Origin of the sequence: Kitasatospora sp. NPDC101801 (genome assembly GCF_044766665.1) — a bacterium.
In the GTDB taxonomy this organism is placed as follows: domain Bacteria; phylum Actinomycetota; class Actinomycetes; order Streptomycetales; family Streptomycetaceae; genus Kitasatospora.
The window spans coordinates 81,752-95,952 of sequence record NZ_JBIWML010000011.1 but is presented as its reverse complement, the minus strand read 5'-3'; the positions used below and the strand labels follow the sequence as shown (position 1 = coordinate 95,952).

Genomic DNA, 14,201 nt, shown 5'->3' with positions numbered 1-14,201 from the left:
GCCTTCGTGGCGTCCCATCGTCGTCCCAAGCCTGCCGGCCGTACCCGGGTCTCGATCATCACGGCTGCCGCCGCCGCTGCGGTGGCGCTGTCCGCGCAGACCGGTGCGCACGCCGACCCGAACCCCACCAAGGACGAGGTCAAGTCCCAGGTCGACCAGCTCCACGAGCAGGCCGAGGACGCGACCGAGAAGTTCAACGCGGCCACGGAGAAGCAGCAGACCCTGCAGAAGCAGGTCAGCGGCCTCCAGGACGAGGTGGCCCGGCAGCAGGCCCAGGTGACCACCCTGCAGAGCACGCTCGGCGAGATCGCCGCCGAGCAGTACCGGACCGGCGGGATATCGCCCACCGTCCAGCTGATGCTCTCCAGCAGCCCGGACGCCTTCCTGGGCCAGGCCGACTCGTTGAGCCAGCTCGGCACCTCGCAGGCGGACACCCTGAAGACGCTGAAGGGCGAGCAGGGCAAGCTCGACCAGCAGAAGTCCGAGGCGCAGAACAAGCTCGCCGACCTGGAGCGCACCACTCAGGAGCTCCGGGCGGGCAAGGACGAGATCCAGGCCAAGCTGGCCGCCGCGCAGGCGCTGCTCGACACGCTCAGCCGCAAGGAGCAGGACGAGCTGCGGGCCGCCGAGGCCAAGGCCGCCGCCGACTCGGCCGCCAAGGCGGCCACCGAGTCGAAGACCGCCGAGCCGGACCGGGCCTCCCGCACGGAGACCCGGACCGACCTGAGCGGCCTGCCGGCCGGGTCGTACGCGGGCACCGTGATCGCCGCCGCCGAGGCGGAGATCGGCAAGCCGTACGGCTACGGCTCCGTCGGCCCGAACAGCTTCGACTGCTCCGGCCTGATGGTCTGGGCCTTCAACAAGGCCGGGATCTCGCTGCCGCGCACCTCGGAGTCGCAGATGGGCGCCGGTCAGAACATCGGCACCAACATCGCCGACGCCAAGCCCGGTGACCTGATCATCTACCGCGGGGGCGGCCACGTCGGCCTCTACGTGGGCAACGGTCAGATCGTGCACGCGCCGCGCACCGGCACCCTGGTCCGGCACGAGTCCGCCACGGTCATGCCGATCACCCGCATCGTCCGGGTCTGACCACCCGCCCGTCGTAACGCCCGCAGGCCCGGCCACGTGCCGGGCCTGCGGCGTTTCCGGCCGGGCCGAGCAGATGTCCGATTGGTGGTCAAATATTCGGCACTGTAGGGGTTTGGACTAGATCGCCGTGACTCGCTAACGTCTGCCCCCGGACCTTCGCAAGGACGGCCGCCCGACCGGGCGGCGGCGGTGGCCCGGCGCAGGAACGGAGCAGCCGCCGGTATGTCGACGCACAGTCGTTCCCCCCTGCCAGGCGCCCGCCGGTTCACCCGGGCGCTGGTGTTCACCGCAGCGGCCACCACGGTGCTCGGGGTGGCCTCGGCGGGCGCCGCCGGGGCCACCCCGGGCGCCCCGGTCGAGCCGCCCACCCGCAAGGACGTCAAGGCCCAGGTCGACCAGCTGTACGAGGAGGCCGAGCAGGCCTCGGAGAAGTTCAACGCGGCCCAGGAGCAGCAGCGGCAGCTGCAGTCCGACACCGGCTCGCTGCAGAACCAGGTGGCGGCCGGCCAGGACGAGCTGAACCAACTGCGCTCCGGCCTCGGCTCGGTGGCCGCCGCCCAGTACCGGGCGGGCGGCATCGACCCGGCGGTGCAGCTGATGCTGGACTCCGACCCGGCCGGCTACCTGTACCGGGCCCGCACCCTGGACCAGACGGCCGAGCGGCAGAACGACACCCTGCGCCAGGTGATCGACAGTCAGCGCCGGCTGGACCAGCGGCGGGCCGAGACCACCGCCAAACTGGCCGAGCTGGAGTCCGTCCGGCGCACCCTGAACGAGAGCAAGCAGGAGATCCAGCAGCGGCTCACCAAGGCCCAGCGGCTACTGAACTCGCTGGGCGCGGGGGAGCGGGCCAGGATGGCCGACGACGACGCCAGGGACGCCGCCCGCCGGGCCGCCCGGGGCGCCGAGCGGGTCGACCTCGGCAACCTGCCCGCCGCCTCCGGGCGGGCCGCGGCCGCGCTGGCCGCCGCCAGCAGCAAGATCGGCTCCCCGTACGTCTACGGTTCCACCGGGCCCCGTACGTTCGACTGCTCGGGTCTGATGTACTGGGCCTGGCGGCAGGCCGGAGTGACCCTGCCGCGCACCTCGCAGCAGCAGGCCGACGCGGGGCAGCGGATCAGCCTCGCCGAGGCCCGGCCGGGAGACCTGGTGATCTTCTACAGGGACATGCACCACGTCGGGATGTACGCCGGCGGCGGTGTGGTGGTCCACGCGCCCTACCCCGGCGCCCGGGTCCGCTACGAGAGCGTCAACGCGATGCCGGTCAGCGGGGTGGTGCGGGTCTGAGCGGCGCTCGGCGGGCGACCGCCGGCCCGACCCCGGACGGCGGGGCGCGGGCCGGCGGCTTCGTGCTGTCCCGCCGGGCCGCGCTGCTGCTCGCGGCGGCCGGGCTGGTGCAGCTCTCGCCGCCGGTGGCCCGGCCGGTGCAGGCGCCCTCGGTGCCCCCGGTCCGTTCGGCCGGCGCCGAGACGATCCGGCTCCGGCCCCGGATCGAGGCGCTGCTCGCGGACCGGGCCAGGGCGCTGCTCCGGCTGGACCGGACCGCGCTGGCGGCCGGGGTGACCCCGGCCGGCCGGGCCGCCGAACTCGCCGCGCTGGCCCGGCTGGCCCGCGTCCCGTTGGCCGAACTCTCCTACCGGATCACCGACTTCGCCGAGCCGGTCGGCGGCGCCCTGACCCTGACCGCCGAACTCGGCTGGCGGATCGCCGAGTTCGACGACCTCCCGGCCGTGCTGACCCGGCGGATCGGGTGCGAGCTGGTGGACGGCGAGTGGCTGCTCGCCACCGACCAGCCGATCGGTGGCGCCGCGCTCTGGGACCTCGGCGAGGTCCGGGCGGTGCAGGGCGGGCACAGTCTGGTGCTGGGTCAGGCCGAACCGGCCGCGCTGGCCGCCGCGGCGGCCACGGCCGACCTGGCGGTCCCGCTGGTGACCGAGGTCTGGGGCGGGGACTGGCCCGGCCGGCTGCTGCTCGGCTTCCCGGCCACCGCGGAGCAGTTCGCCCGGCTGCTCGGGGTCTCCGAGGCCGGGTACCAGGGCATAGCCGCCGTCACCACGGCCGCCGCCGGGGCGCCGCTGCACAGCCCGGCCGACCGGGTGCTGATCAACCCACAGGCGTACGCCGGCCTCAGCGAGCTCGGGCGCAGGGTGGTCACCGTGCACGAGGCCACCCACGTCGCGACCCGGGCCGACACCCGGCCGTGGACCCCGCTCTGGCTCTCCGAGGGCGTGGCCGACTACACCGGCTACCGGGGCGCCGGCCGCAGCCCGAAGCAGATCGCGCCGGAACTCGCCCGGGCCGCCGCGGTCAAGGGCTTCACGGCCGCGCTGCCCGCCGACGCCGACTTCGCGGCCGGCTCGGCCGGCATCGGCCTGGCGTACGAACTCGCCTGGTCCGCCTGTGACCTGATCGCCCGCCGGTTCGGCGAGCAGCGGCTGGTCGACTTCTACCGGGCCGCCGGGGCCACCGGGCCGACCGGCGGCCGGGAGGAGTGGTTGGACGGGCTCTGCCGGGCCCGGCTGGGCCTCGGACTGGCCGACCTCACCCGCCAGTGGGGCGAGGACCTGCACCAGCGCTTCGCGCACTGACCGGGGGTCTCACTGGCGGACGCCCGCGCTGTCGATGCCGTCCAGCAGGTCCTGCTCGTACGCGATCCCCGGCCGGACCGGGTACCCGGCGGGCACCGGCGCCTCCAGGGCGGGCGGCAGCACCAGGGTGCGGACCGGTTCGACGACCCGGGTGGAGCGCCAGAGCCGGACGCAGGACAGGATCGTGGCGGCCAGCAGCAGCAGGTTGCGCACGCTCAGCACCACCACGCCCCACAGCTGACTGTTCAGCACCTGGCCGAACAGCACCGGGAACTCCAGCGTGGTGAACAGCGTCGCGGCCAGCACCAGCAGGGCCACCGGCCGCTGGCTGGTGCCACGCACCGTCAGGCAGACCGCGGTCAGGCCGACCACCCAGATCAGGTACTGCGGGCTGATCACCCGGCTGGTCACGGTGAAGATCAGCAGCGCGGTCAGCGCCGCGTCGAAGCTGGTCGCGGTCTGCCAGCGCTTCGCCCGGAGCCGCCAGAACAGCAGCCAGGCGAAGCCGACCACGCTGGCCCCGACCGAGACCTTGGAGATCACCGTGACCCAGGGCCCGAGCATCTCGACCGAGCCGTAGTTCATCTTCACCTCGCCGTGCCAGCCACCGGCCAGCCGGGCGAAGTGCAGCGGCAGCGCGCCGAGCGACTCCACCTCGATGCCGCGGTCCCGCTGGAACTTGAGGAACTCGAAGGCGCCGTTCATCCCGGCCGCGAGCAGGAAGCCCAGCGCACTGAACGAGGCCACCGCCGCCGTCCAGGACCGTCTGGTCCGGCGGCCCTTCGGGGTGCCGATCAGGGCCAGCACCGGCCAGACCTTGACCAGCCCGCCGAGACCGAGCAGCGCACCGCCGAGCGCGGGGCGCCGCAGCACCACCAGCAGCCCGGCCACCGCCAGCGCGGTGACCATGATGTCGTACCGGCAGTAGACCGTCGGCCCGAGCAGCGGCACGCCCGCGACCCAGACCCAGGCCCCGGTGAAGCTCCGGCCGCGCCGCGTCCCGGCCCGCATCAGCAGGGCCATGGTGAGCGCGTCCACCAGCCCGCAGACCACCCAGAACGAGACCAGGTACGACCAGGGCAGCAGCCCGGGCAGCAGGATCACCAGGGCGGCGCCCGGCGGGTACTGCCAGGTCACGTCGTCCAGCGGGAAGGTGCCGGTCTGCAGCACCTGGTACCAGCCGTGGTAGATCACCGAGACGTCGGCGGTCACGTCGGTGTTGGAGATCCCGATCACACCGAGCACCATCAGCACGATCAGCACCCGGGTGGCCAGCCAGCCCCCCGCCAGGCCCCAGAGCGCTCCACCGGCCGGGGACGCCGCCGGACCGCGGTCGGCACCGCCCGCACTGATGCCGGTACTCCCGGTCGGGGCCAACTCCACCGCACTCCCTCGTTCTCCTTGGTGCACGCCGCGCGGATCCACCCCCGAGCCCCCGTCCGTTCTCGCCGTACCGTCTCCGCGTACCGGGCCGGCACGGCTGCCCACCCTAATCAAAAGTGTGCCGCCCCTGTCGGTCGCGTTCCCGGCACACCGGGGCGTTGACCTATGGTACGGATCAGCGACCGGTACACCGAGCACCCCCCGACCGAGCGAGCCGTGGCATGCACAAGACTTTGATCGTCACCAACGACTTCCCGCCCCGCCCCGGCGGCATCCAGGCCTTCGTCCACAACATGGCGGTGCGCCAGCCGGCCGGCAGCATTGTGGTGTACGCCTCGAACTGGCGGGACGGCAGCGAGGTGGCGACGTTCGACGCGGAGCAGCCGTTCCCGGTGATCCGGGACCGGACGAAGATGATGGTGCCGACGCCCCGGGTCACCCGGCGGGCCGCCGAGATCCTCCGCGCCGAGGGCTGCGACTCGGTCTGGTTCGGCGCCGCCGCACCGCTCGGTCTGATGGCCCCCGCGCTGCGCCGGGCGGGCGCGGGCCGACTGCTCGGCATGACGCACGGCCACGAGGCCGCCTGGGCCCAGCTCCCGGTCTCCCGGCAGCTGCTCCGCCGGATCGGCGCGGGCACCGACACCCTGACCTACCTCGGCGAGTACACCCGCTCCCGGATCGCCGCCGCGGTCGGCCCCGAGGCGGCCGCCCGGATGGTCCAGCTGCCGCCCGGCGTGGACGAGCAGACCTTCCGGCCGGACTCCGGCGGTGCCGAGGTCCGGGCCCGGCTCGGCCTGACGGACCGTCCGGTGGTGGTCTGCGTCTCCCGGCTGGTGCCGCGCAAGGGGCAGGACACCCTGATCGCCGCGCTGCCGCAGATCCTCCGGGACGTGCCGGACGCGGTGCTGCTGATCGTCGGCGGCGGCCCCTACCAGGGCGACCTGGAGAAGCTCGCCGAGGCACGCGGGGTCAGCGCCTCGGTCCGCTTCACCGGGGCGGTGCCCTGGTCCGAGCTGCCCGCCCACTACGGCGCGGGGGACGTCTTCGCGATGCCCTGCCGCACCCGCCGGGGCGGCCTGGACGTGGAGGGCCTGGGCATCGTCTACCTGGAGGCCAGCGCCACCGGCCTGCCGGTGATCGCCGGGGACTCCGGCGGCGCCCCCGACGCCGTCCTGGAGGGTGAGACCGGCTACGTGGTCCCCGGCAACTCCCCCGAGGCGGTGGCCGAACGCACCGTCCGCCTGCTGCACGACCCCGAACTCCGCCGCACCATGGGCGAGGCCGGCCGCCGCTGGGTCGAACGCTCCTGGCGCTGGGACCTGCTGGCGGGGCGCTTGACCGCTCTGCTCAGCCAGGACTGACCAGGGGCTCGGGGGACTGCGAGGAGATCCGGCGAGCGGGTCACCGCGGAAGTGCCCGGCCGCGCACGCACGTTGAACGCGCCTGAGGCCGGCGCCGCCGTGCCCCGGCCCCTGAGGGCAGCTCAGCGGCGGTAGAGGCCCTCGACCTCTGCGGCGAAGTCCTTCATCACCACGTTGCGCTTGAGCTTGAGCGAGGGCGTCAGGTGGCCGCTCTCCTCGGAGAAGACGGTGTCCAGGATGTGGAACTTCTTCACCGCCTCGGCGTGCGAGACCGCCTGGTTGCCCTCGTCCACGGCGGCCTGAACGGCCGTCAGCAGGTCGGGGTCCTCGCGGAGTTCGGCCAGGGTGGCGCCGGCCGGCTTCCCGGTGAGCTCCTTCCAGCGGGGGAAGAAGTCCTCGTCGATGGTGACCAGGCAGGCGATGAACGGCTTGCGGTCGCCGACCACCATCACCTCGCCGATCAGCGCATGGGCCCGGATCCGGTCCTCGATCACGGCGGGGGCGACGTTCTTGCCGCCCGCGGTGACCAGGATCTCCTTCTTCCGGCCGGTGATGGTCAGGTAGCCGTCGGCGTCCAGGCTGCCCAGGTCGCCGGTGGCGAACCAGCCGTCGCGCAGCGCCTCCGCGGTGGCGGCCGGGTTGTTCCAGTAGCCGGTGAAGATCTGCGGGCCCTGGAGCAGCACCTCGCCGTCCTCGGCGATCCGGATCGCCGAGCCGGGCAGTGGCTGGCCGACGGTGCCGATCTTCGGCCGGTCGTGCGGGTTGAAGGCGGTGGCCGCACAGGTCTCGGTCAGGCCGTAGCCCTCCAGCACGGTGAAGCCGATGCCCCGGTAGAAGTGGCCGAGCCGCTCGCCGAGCGGGGCGCCGCCGGAGATCGCGTGGGTGGCCCGGCCGCCCAGGGCGGCGCGCAGCTTGCTGTAGACCAGCTTGTCGAAGACCGCGTGCTTCAGCCGCAGGCCCAGGCTCGGGCCGCCGTGGTCCAGGGCCCGGCTGTACGCGATCGCGGTGTCGGCCGCCCGGTCGAAGATCTTGCCCTTGCCGTCGGCCTGCGCCTTGGCTCTGGCGGTGTTGTAGACCTTCTCGAAGACCCGGGGCACACCGAGGATCAGGGTCGGCCGGAACGAGGCCAGCTCGGCGGTGACGTCCTTGATGTCGGAGACGTGGCCGAGCTTGATCGGGGTGATCACGGCGGCGATCTCGGCGATCCGGCCGAGCACGTGGGCCAGCGGCAGGAAGAGCAGCACCGAGCTGTGCCCGGTGCGGAACAGCGGCTCCAGCCGGGCCGTCACGTTGCCCAGCTCGGCCAGGAAGTTGCCGTGGGTGAGCTGACAGCCCTTCGGACGCCCGGTGGTGCCCGAGGTGTAGACGATGGTGGCGATCGAGTCGGCGGTCGCCACCGAGCGGCGCTCGGTGACCGTGCTGTCGGCGACCCGGGTGCCGGCCTTCGCCAGTTCGGCCAGGGCGCCGCGCTCGATCTGCCAGGTGTGGGCCAGCTCCGGCAGCCGGTCGCGCAGCCCGGCCACCACGGTGGAGTGGGTGTCGGTCTCGGTGACCACCGCGACGGCGCCGGAGTCGCCGAGGATCCAGGCGACCTGCTCGGCGGAGGAGGTCTCGTACACCGGCACGGTGATCGCGCCCGCGCACCAGATGGCGAAGTCCAGCACGGTCCACTCGTACCGGGTGCGGGACATCACGCCGACCCGGTCGCCGGGGGCCACGCCCGCCGCGATCAGGCCCTTGGCGGTGGCACGGACCTCGGTCAGGAACTGGGCCGCCGTCAGATCCACCCACTGTCCGTCCAGCTTGCGGCTGAGAACCGCCACGTCCGAGTGCTGCTCGGCGTTCTGGTGGACCAGGTCGGAGAGGTTACCGCCGCTCGGTACCTGGTAGCGGGCCGGAAGGCTGAACTCGAGCAAGACTGCTCCTCGTCTGCGACGCTGCGGGACGGCAGGACGTTACTGCCCGGTAGGTGGATTGACCAGAGTTGTCCGGCCCGGTGTTCGAAGAGTCACACCGGCGGCCTGGCCCGATGCTCCCGACTCGCACCTTACGACAGCCCACGGGTGACCCGCCGGTAGCCCGGACGGCCGTGACCTGGACCGATGGGGCACCGGCCGGGAGAGGGGCGGCAGCGCGATAGCCTTCCCTGGGCGCAACACCTGTAACAGGACAGCGGAGGCCGTGTCATGGCGGAACACACCAGGTCGAGCATCACCATCGACGCGACCCCGGCCGAGGTCATGGCGGTGATCGCGGACTTCGCCGCGTACCCGGCCTGGACCGGCGAGGTCAAGGAGGTCGAGGTCCTGGAGACCGCCGGGAACGGCCGGGCCGCGCAGGTGCGCCTGCTGCTGGACGCCGGCGCGATCCGCGACGAGCACGTGCTCGCCTACACCTGGGACGGCGACCGCGAGGTCAGCTGGACCCTGGTGAAGAGTCAGATGCTGCGCTCGCTGGACGGCTCCTACGCGCTGGCCCCGGTCGGCAGCGGCACCGAGGTCACCTACCAGCTGGCCGTGGACGTCAAGATCCCGATGCTCGGCATGATCAAGCGCAAGGCCGAGAAGGTCATCATCGACCGTGCGCTGGCCGGGCTGAAGAAGCGCGTCGAGGGCTGATCCCCGCGATGCGGACCATCCTGGTCAGCGGCGAGGGTGCCGAGGAGGTCGCCGCCGCGACCGCGCTGCACCACGCGCGGCAGGGGCTGACCACCCGTCTGCTGGCCGCTGACGACCCGCACCGGGTGCTGGACACCGTGCTGGGCACCCGGCTGACCGACCGGGCGGTCCGGTACGCCGACGCCCTGACGGTGGCCAGGACCGACGGGCCGACGGCCTTCCGGGCGGCGGTCGAGGGCCTCTCCGGTGTGCTCGGTCCCGCCCTCGACCTGCTCGGTGCCACCCCGCTGGACCCGGAGGAGCTCACCCCGCTGCCCGGCACCGGCCAGCTCGCCCTGCTCCGCTCGCTGCGCACTGTCCGGGCCCAGGTGCTGGTGGTGGCCGCGCCCCGCCCCGCCGAACTGATCGCCGCGCTCGCGCTGCCCGAGCAGCTCGACCGCTACCTGGCCCGGCTGCTGCCCGAGCAGCGGCAGGCCGCCCGGGCGCTCCGCCCGCTGCTGGCCGCCGTCGCCGGGGTGCCGATGCCCGCCGAGTGGCTGTTCGAGGCCCGGACCAGAGCGACCGCCGCACTCGCCGAGGCCCGGGCGGTGATCGAGTCCCCCTCGACCACCGTCCGCCTGGTGGTGGAGGCGGCCGCCCCGCGCCCGGCCGAGCTGCGCCGGATCCGGGCCGGGCTGGCCCTGCACCGGCTGCGGCTGGACGCGGTGGTCGCCCACCGGGCGCTGCCCGCGGCCGCGGCCGGCTCCGTCGACCCCTGGCTGGCCGGGCAGGCCGCCCGTGAGCGGGACGCCCTGGCCGGGCTGGCCGCCGAGCTGGACGTCCCGCTGCTGACCAGCCGTCAGCCCGGGCCCGCGCTGGAGGCGGTGGCCGAGCAGCTGTACGGCGGCACCGCCACCCCACAGGCGGCCGAACACCCCTGGTGGGTGGAGGACCGGCTGGCCGAGGACGGCCTGCTGCTCTGGCACCTGGCGCTGCCGGGGGCCGACCGGTCCGAGCTGGAACTGGTCCGGCGCGGCGACGAGTTGGTGGTCGGCCTGGGCGGCTACCGCAGGCTGCTGCCGCTGCCCGCCGCACTGCGCCGCTGCACGGTGAGCGGGGCCGCCCTGGCGGACGGCGAGCTGGTGGTCAGGTTCGCCCCCGACCGGGACCTCTGGCCGCGAGGTTAGGGGCCACCCCGGGGCTGGGGCATCCGGTAGCGTCGCAGCGGTAAGCCGAGCACCGAGGAGGACCCGATGGCCGACGAGCAGTCAGACCGCACAGCCGACCTGGTCGAGGAGGTGCGCCGGTTCGCCGCGGTGGTGGGGGAGAAGGCCCAGGAGATCGGCGGCCGGCTGCGCGAGCAGAACCCCGAGGTCTACGGCCACCTGGCCGCCGCCGGTGGCGAACTGCTGGCCGCCTACCGCGCGGCCGTGAGCGGTCACGAGCGAACGTGGTCCGCGCCCGGACCTGCCGACGTAGAGCCCATCGACCTTGACGGTGCGGCGGACAACTCGTGAAGCCGCTGGTCAGAGCCGGTGACCGGCCGCCTGCGTGGAGTGACCGTGCGCGGTAAATCGTACGACTTCTGAATGCTCGCCCAGGACCTTCGGGGAAATTGTCTTCGAATAATGTATGCAGCGCTGTGTACGGGAGCACCGTTGGGCGGGTACCGTTTCGGCTCAGCGGGAACGAGTGAATAGCTGAGGGACACATGGCTCTGACCATCGGCGTCGATGTCGGCGGTACGAAGATCGCGGCCGGCGTGGTCGACGAGAACGGCGAGATCCTCGCGCGGACTCGGGTACCCACCCCGGCCGACCCCCAGTGGGCGGTCGACGCCATCGCGCAGGCCGTACGCGAGCTCAAGGAGCAGCACCCGGAGGTCGCGGCGGTCGGGGTCGGAGCTCCCGGCTTCGTCGACCGGGACCGCTCCACGGTGATCTTCGCGCCCAACATCGCGTGGGAGAACGAGCCGCTCAAGGTCCGGATCGAGGAGCTCACCGGCCTCCGCACGGTGGTGGAGAACGACGCCAACTGCGCGGCCTGGGCCGAGTTCAGGTTCGGCGCGGCGGCCGCGCACGAGGACACCGTGCTGATCACGGTCGGCACCGGCATCGGCGGCGGCATCGTGCTGGACGGGCGGCTGCACCGCGGCCGGTTCGGCGTCGCGGGCGAGATCGGCCACCTCAACATGGTGCCGGACGGCCTGCTCTGCGGCTGCGGCGGCAAGGGCTGCTGGGAGCAGTACGGCTCCGGCCGGGCACTGCGCCGCTACGGCCGGGAGAAGGCGGCCGGCGACCCGATCGCGGGCAAGCGGATGCTGGAGCTGAACGACGGCGCCGCCGACACCATCCGGGGCATCCACATCACCGAGGCCGCCGCCGAGGGCGACCCGCTGGCGCTGGAGTGCTACGCGGAGCTGGCCGACTGGCTCGGCCGCGGCATGGCCGACCTGGCCGCGCTCTTCGACCCGGCCGTCTTCGTGCTCGGCGGCGGGGTCTCCGACTCCGGCGCCCTGTTGCTCGACCCGGTCGCGGCCGCTTTCGAGAAGTACATCACCGGGGGGGTGCACCGCCCCCGCGCCGAGGTGGTGCTCGCCACCATGGGCTCGGCCGCCGGCATCGCCGGCGCGGCCGACCTGGCCCGGATCTGACCCACGGTCACCCCGGTGGGCACGGCGTGCCCGCCCACCGGGGTGTTCCGCACCGGGCGGCCCATAGACTCGTCGGATGGACACCACCCCCGACCCGCTGATCGGTACCCTGCTGGACGCCCGGTACCGGGTGGAGCAGCGGATCGCGGTCGGCGGCATGGCCACCGTCTACCGGGCCACCGACACCCGGCTGGACCGGGTGGTGGCGGTGAAGGTGATGCACCCTTCGCTGGCCCAGGACGCCGAGTTCACCGGCCGGTTCATCCGGGAGGCCAAGGCGGTGGCCCGGCTGGCCCACCCCAACGTGGTGAACGTCTTCGACCAGGGGGCCGACGGCCGGTCGGTCTTCCTGGCGATGGAGTACGTGCCCGGGCGGACCCTGCGGGACCTGCTCAGGGATCGCGGGGCACTGAGCGTCCGGGGCACGCTGGACGTGCTGGAGCCGGTGCTGGCGGCGCTCGGCGCCGCGCACCGGGCGGGCCTGGTGCACCGGGACGTGAAGCCGGAGAACGTGCTGATCACCGACGGCGGGCTGGTCAAGGTGGCCGACTTCGGCCTGGTCCGGCTGCTCAGCGGCGCGGACGGGATCACCGAGACCACCTCGGCCGGCACCGTGCTCGGCACCGTCTCCTACCTCGCCCCTGAGCAGATCCGGCCGGGCCTGCCGACCGACCAGCGGGTGGACGTCTACGCGGCGGGCATCCTGCTGTACGAGATGCTCACCGGCGCCAAGCCCTACCAGGGCGAGAACCCGATGCAGGTGATCTACCGTCACCTGCACGAGGACGTCCCGCCGCCGTCCCTGGTCGCCCCCGGCGCGGGCGCCGAACTGGACGCGATAGTCGCCGCCGCCACCTCGCGCGACCCCGGCGCCCGGCCGTACGACGCGGTGGAGCTGCTGGCCGCGCTGCAGCGGGCCCGGCGGCAGCTGACACCCGCTCGGCTGGACGCCGAGCCGCCCGCCTCGGCCCGGCGCAGCCCGCAGCACCCGACCACCGAGGCCACCTCGGTGCTCGACCAGCGCGACCGGGTGGAGCGCACCAGCGTGCTGGACGTGCCCACCATGATGCTCGCCCGGCCCCGCCCCTACGACGAGCCGGCCCCGGCCAGGCGGTCCCGGCCGCGCCGTTCGCGCAAGCCGCTGATCTGGGCCGCGGTGCTGGCCGCCGTGCTGCTGCTGGTCGGCGGGACGACGTACACGCTGTCCAACGCGCTCTACGCCGAGGTGCCCGCGATCGTCGCGCAGACCCAGGCGGAGGCGGTGCGGACGCTGGACGGCGCGGGGCTGCAGGGCAGCTTCGCGCAGCAGTTCAGCGAGACCGTCCCGGCCGGGCAGGTGATGGCGACCGACCCCGGGGTGGGCGCGCGGGCCCGGAAGAGCGACCCCGTGCGGGTGACGCTCTCCAAGGGCCCCGAACGGGTGACGGTGCCCGGGTTGGCCGGGAAGACGCTGGAGGACGCCCGGAAGGAGCTGGCCGCCGCCCGGCTCACGCCGGGAACGGTCACCGAGGAGTTCAGCGACACGGTGGCGCAGGGCACGGTGCTCGCCACCGCGCCGGCGGCCGACGCCCGGCTGGCGGTGGACGCGCCGGTGGCGCTGACGGTCAGCAAGGGCATGCGCCCGGTGCCGAACGTGGTCGGACTGGGCCGGGACGAGGCCGAGAAGGCGCTCAAGGACGCGGGCTTCAAGGCCCGGCTCCCGTTCCTGACGCTGGGCCTGGGCAAGGTGACCAAGCAGGAGCCGGCGGCGGGCCAGCCCGCGCGGCAGGGCACCGAGGTGACGATCACCCCGCAGTTCTGACCCCCCGTCAGCGCAGCGGGCCGTCGCCCGGCTCCTCCTGGTAGGAGTAGCGCTGCTCGGTCCAGGGGTCGGCGAGGTTGTGGTAGCCGCGCTCCTCCCAGAAGCCCCGCCGGTCGGCCCGCATGTACTCGACCGCGCGGACCCACTTCGGGCCCTTCCAGGCGTACCGGCCGGGGACCACCAGGCGGACCGGGAAGCCGTGCTCGACGGTGAGCGGCCGGCCGTCGTGGTGGGTGGCGAAGACCGTCGAGGGGTCGGCGAACTCGGCCAGCGTGAGGTTGGCGCTGTAGCCGTACTCGGCCCAGACCATCACATGGCTGACCTGCGCGGCCGGCGGCACCTGTTCGAGCACGGTGGCGGCGGCGATCCCGCTCCACTCGTTGTCGAGCATCGAAAACCGAGTGACGCAGTGGAAGTCGGCGCGCACGGTGACCCGGGGGAGGGCGTGGAAGCCGTCGAAGTCCCAACTGTGCTTCTCCGCCGAGGCGGTGGCCCCGAACACCTGGAAGTCCCAGGTCAGTGGCTTGAACCGGGGGACCGGGCCGTAGTGCAGCACCGGCCAGCCGCGCTGCAGGCGCTGGCCGGGAGGGAGTCTCGGGTCAGCCGGCTGGAGCTCTTCGTGTTCTGACTGACCCATGCCTCCATGGTGACAGACGGCGGGCGGTGCGCCGCGCGCGCCCCTGAGCGGGGGGTCACTCGAACGGTATAAATCGGATATTCCGACAC

At 73.6% G+C, this 14,201-nt stretch carries 12 protein-coding genes; 9 read left to right on the top strand and 3 right to left on the bottom strand.

Translation table 11 applies throughout. The features are described 5' to 3' along the window. Positions 1 to 6 precede the first annotated feature (6 nt). From ACIRPK_RS15850 to ACIRPK_RS15840, 3 genes are all read left to right on the top strand, one after another. Complete coding sequence (locus ACIRPK_RS15850) at positions 7 to 1,092, top strand: NlpC/P60 family protein (protein WP_403038490.1); 1,086 nt, start codon at positions 7 to 9, stop codon at positions 1,090 to 1,092. 222 nt (positions 1,093 to 1,314) lie between these two features. Next, positions 1,315 to 2,379, top strand: coding sequence for an NlpC/P60 family protein (locus ACIRPK_RS15845; protein ID WP_403038487.1), 1,065 nt, complete (start codon positions 1,315 to 1,317; stop codon positions 2,377 to 2,379). A 62-nt stretch (positions 2,380 to 2,441) separates the two neighbouring features. Further along, entirely contained in the window at positions 2,442 to 3,680 is a 1,239-nt protein-coding gene (locus tag ACIRPK_RS15840) for a hypothetical protein (RefSeq protein ID WP_403038484.1), read from the top strand. Positions 3,681 to 3,689: 9 nt separating this feature from the next. Here ACIRPK_RS15840 and ACIRPK_RS15835 read toward each other — a convergent pair whose 3' ends face one another. After that, positions 3,690 to 5,063 carry a glycosyltransferase 87 family protein gene (locus ACIRPK_RS15835; RefSeq protein ID WP_403038481.1) on the bottom strand — a complete coding sequence of 458 codons (1,374 nt, stop codon included), beginning with the start codon at positions 5,061 to 5,063 and terminating at the stop codon, positions 3,690 to 3,692. Between the two features lie 221 nt (positions 5,064 to 5,284). On the opposite strand from ACIRPK_RS15835, the gene ACIRPK_RS15830 reads away from it, so the two are divergent. Then, positions 5,285 to 6,424, top strand: coding sequence for a glycosyltransferase family 4 protein (locus tag ACIRPK_RS15830; protein WP_403038478.1), 1,140 nt, complete (start codon positions 5,285 to 5,287; stop codon positions 6,422 to 6,424). Positions 6,425 to 6,546: 122 nt separating this feature from the next. Here the strand turns inward: ACIRPK_RS15830 and ACIRPK_RS15825 are convergent, their stop codons facing one another. Beyond that, complete coding sequence (locus tag ACIRPK_RS15825; protein WP_403038475.1) at positions 6,547 to 8,340, bottom strand: AMP-dependent synthetase/ligase; 1,794 nt, start codon at positions 8,338 to 8,340, stop codon at positions 6,547 to 6,549. A 270-nt stretch (positions 8,341 to 8,610) separates the two neighbouring features. Here ACIRPK_RS15825 and ACIRPK_RS15820 point away from each other — a divergent pair, with 270 nt between their 5' ends. The 5 genes from ACIRPK_RS15820 to pknB all read left to right on the top strand — a co-directional run bounded on the left by ACIRPK_RS15820 (position 8,611) and on the right by pknB (position 13,475). Then, positions 8,611 to 9,042: an SRPBCC family protein gene (locus tag ACIRPK_RS15820; RefSeq protein WP_403038472.1), complete on the top strand. Its 432-nt coding sequence runs from the start codon at positions 8,611 to 8,613 to the stop codon at positions 9,040 to 9,042. 8 nt (positions 9,043 to 9,050) lie between these two features. Further along, the gene (locus ACIRPK_RS15815; protein WP_403038470.1) at positions 9,051 to 10,208 is read left to right on the top strand and encodes an ArsA-related P-loop ATPase; all 1,158 of its coding nucleotides are present in this window, start codon (positions 9,051 to 9,053) and stop codon (positions 10,206 to 10,208) included. 66 nt (positions 10,209 to 10,274) lie between these two features. Beyond that, positions 10,275 to 10,538 carry a DUF5304 family protein gene (locus tag ACIRPK_RS15810; protein ID WP_403038467.1) on the top strand — a complete coding sequence of 88 codons (264 nt, stop codon included), beginning with the start codon at positions 10,275 to 10,277 and terminating at the stop codon, positions 10,536 to 10,538. A gap of 194 nt (positions 10,539 to 10,732) precedes the next feature. Then, positions 10,733 to 11,674 (top strand): ROK family glucokinase, encoded by a 942-nt coding sequence (locus tag ACIRPK_RS15805; protein ID WP_403038464.1) that lies wholly within the window; start codon positions 10,733 to 10,735, stop codon positions 11,672 to 11,674. 76 nt (positions 11,675 to 11,750) lie between these two features. Then, the gene (gene pknB, locus ACIRPK_RS15800) at positions 11,751 to 13,475 is read left to right on the top strand and encodes a Stk1 family PASTA domain-containing Ser/Thr kinase (protein ID WP_403038461.1); all 1,725 of its coding nucleotides are present in this window, start codon (positions 11,751 to 11,753) and stop codon (positions 13,473 to 13,475) included. A gap of 7 nt (positions 13,476 to 13,482) precedes the next feature. On the opposite strand, the gene ACIRPK_RS15795 is transcribed toward pknB, so the two are convergent. Then, the gene (locus ACIRPK_RS15795) at positions 13,483 to 14,112 is read right to left on the bottom strand and encodes a sulfite oxidase-like oxidoreductase (protein ID WP_403038459.1); all 630 of its coding nucleotides are present in this window, start codon (positions 14,110 to 14,112) and stop codon (positions 13,483 to 13,485) included. Positions 14,113 to 14,201: the final 89 nt, after the last annotated feature.

Coding starts and splice junctions, on each gene's coding strand:
- ACIRPK_RS15845 (WP_403038487.1), top strand. CDS start 1,315: ATGTCGACGCACAGTCGTTCCCCCCTGCCAGGCGCCCGCCGGTTCACC.
- ACIRPK_RS15830 (WP_403038478.1), top strand. CDS start 5,285: ATGCACAAGACTTTGATCGTCACCAACGACTTCCCGCCCCGCCCCGGC.
- ACIRPK_RS15820 (WP_403038472.1), top strand. CDS start 8,611: ATGGCGGAACACACCAGGTCGAGCATCACCATCGACGCGACCCCGGCC.
- ACIRPK_RS15815 (WP_403038470.1), top strand. CDS start 9,051: ATGCGGACCATCCTGGTCAGCGGCGAGGGTGCCGAGGAGGTCGCCGCC.
- ACIRPK_RS15810 (WP_403038467.1), top strand. CDS start 10,275: ATGGCCGACGAGCAGTCAGACCGCACAGCCGACCTGGTCGAGGAGGTG.
- ACIRPK_RS15805 (WP_403038464.1), top strand. CDS start 10,733: ATGGCTCTGACCATCGGCGTCGATGTCGGCGGTACGAAGATCGCGGCC.
- pknB (WP_403038461.1), top strand. CDS start 11,751: ATGGACACCACCCCCGACCCGCTGATCGGTACCCTGCTGGACGCCCGG.
- ACIRPK_RS15795 (WP_403038459.1), bottom strand. CDS start 14,112: ATGGGTCAGTCAGAACACGAAGAGCTCCAGCCGGCTGACCCGAGACTC.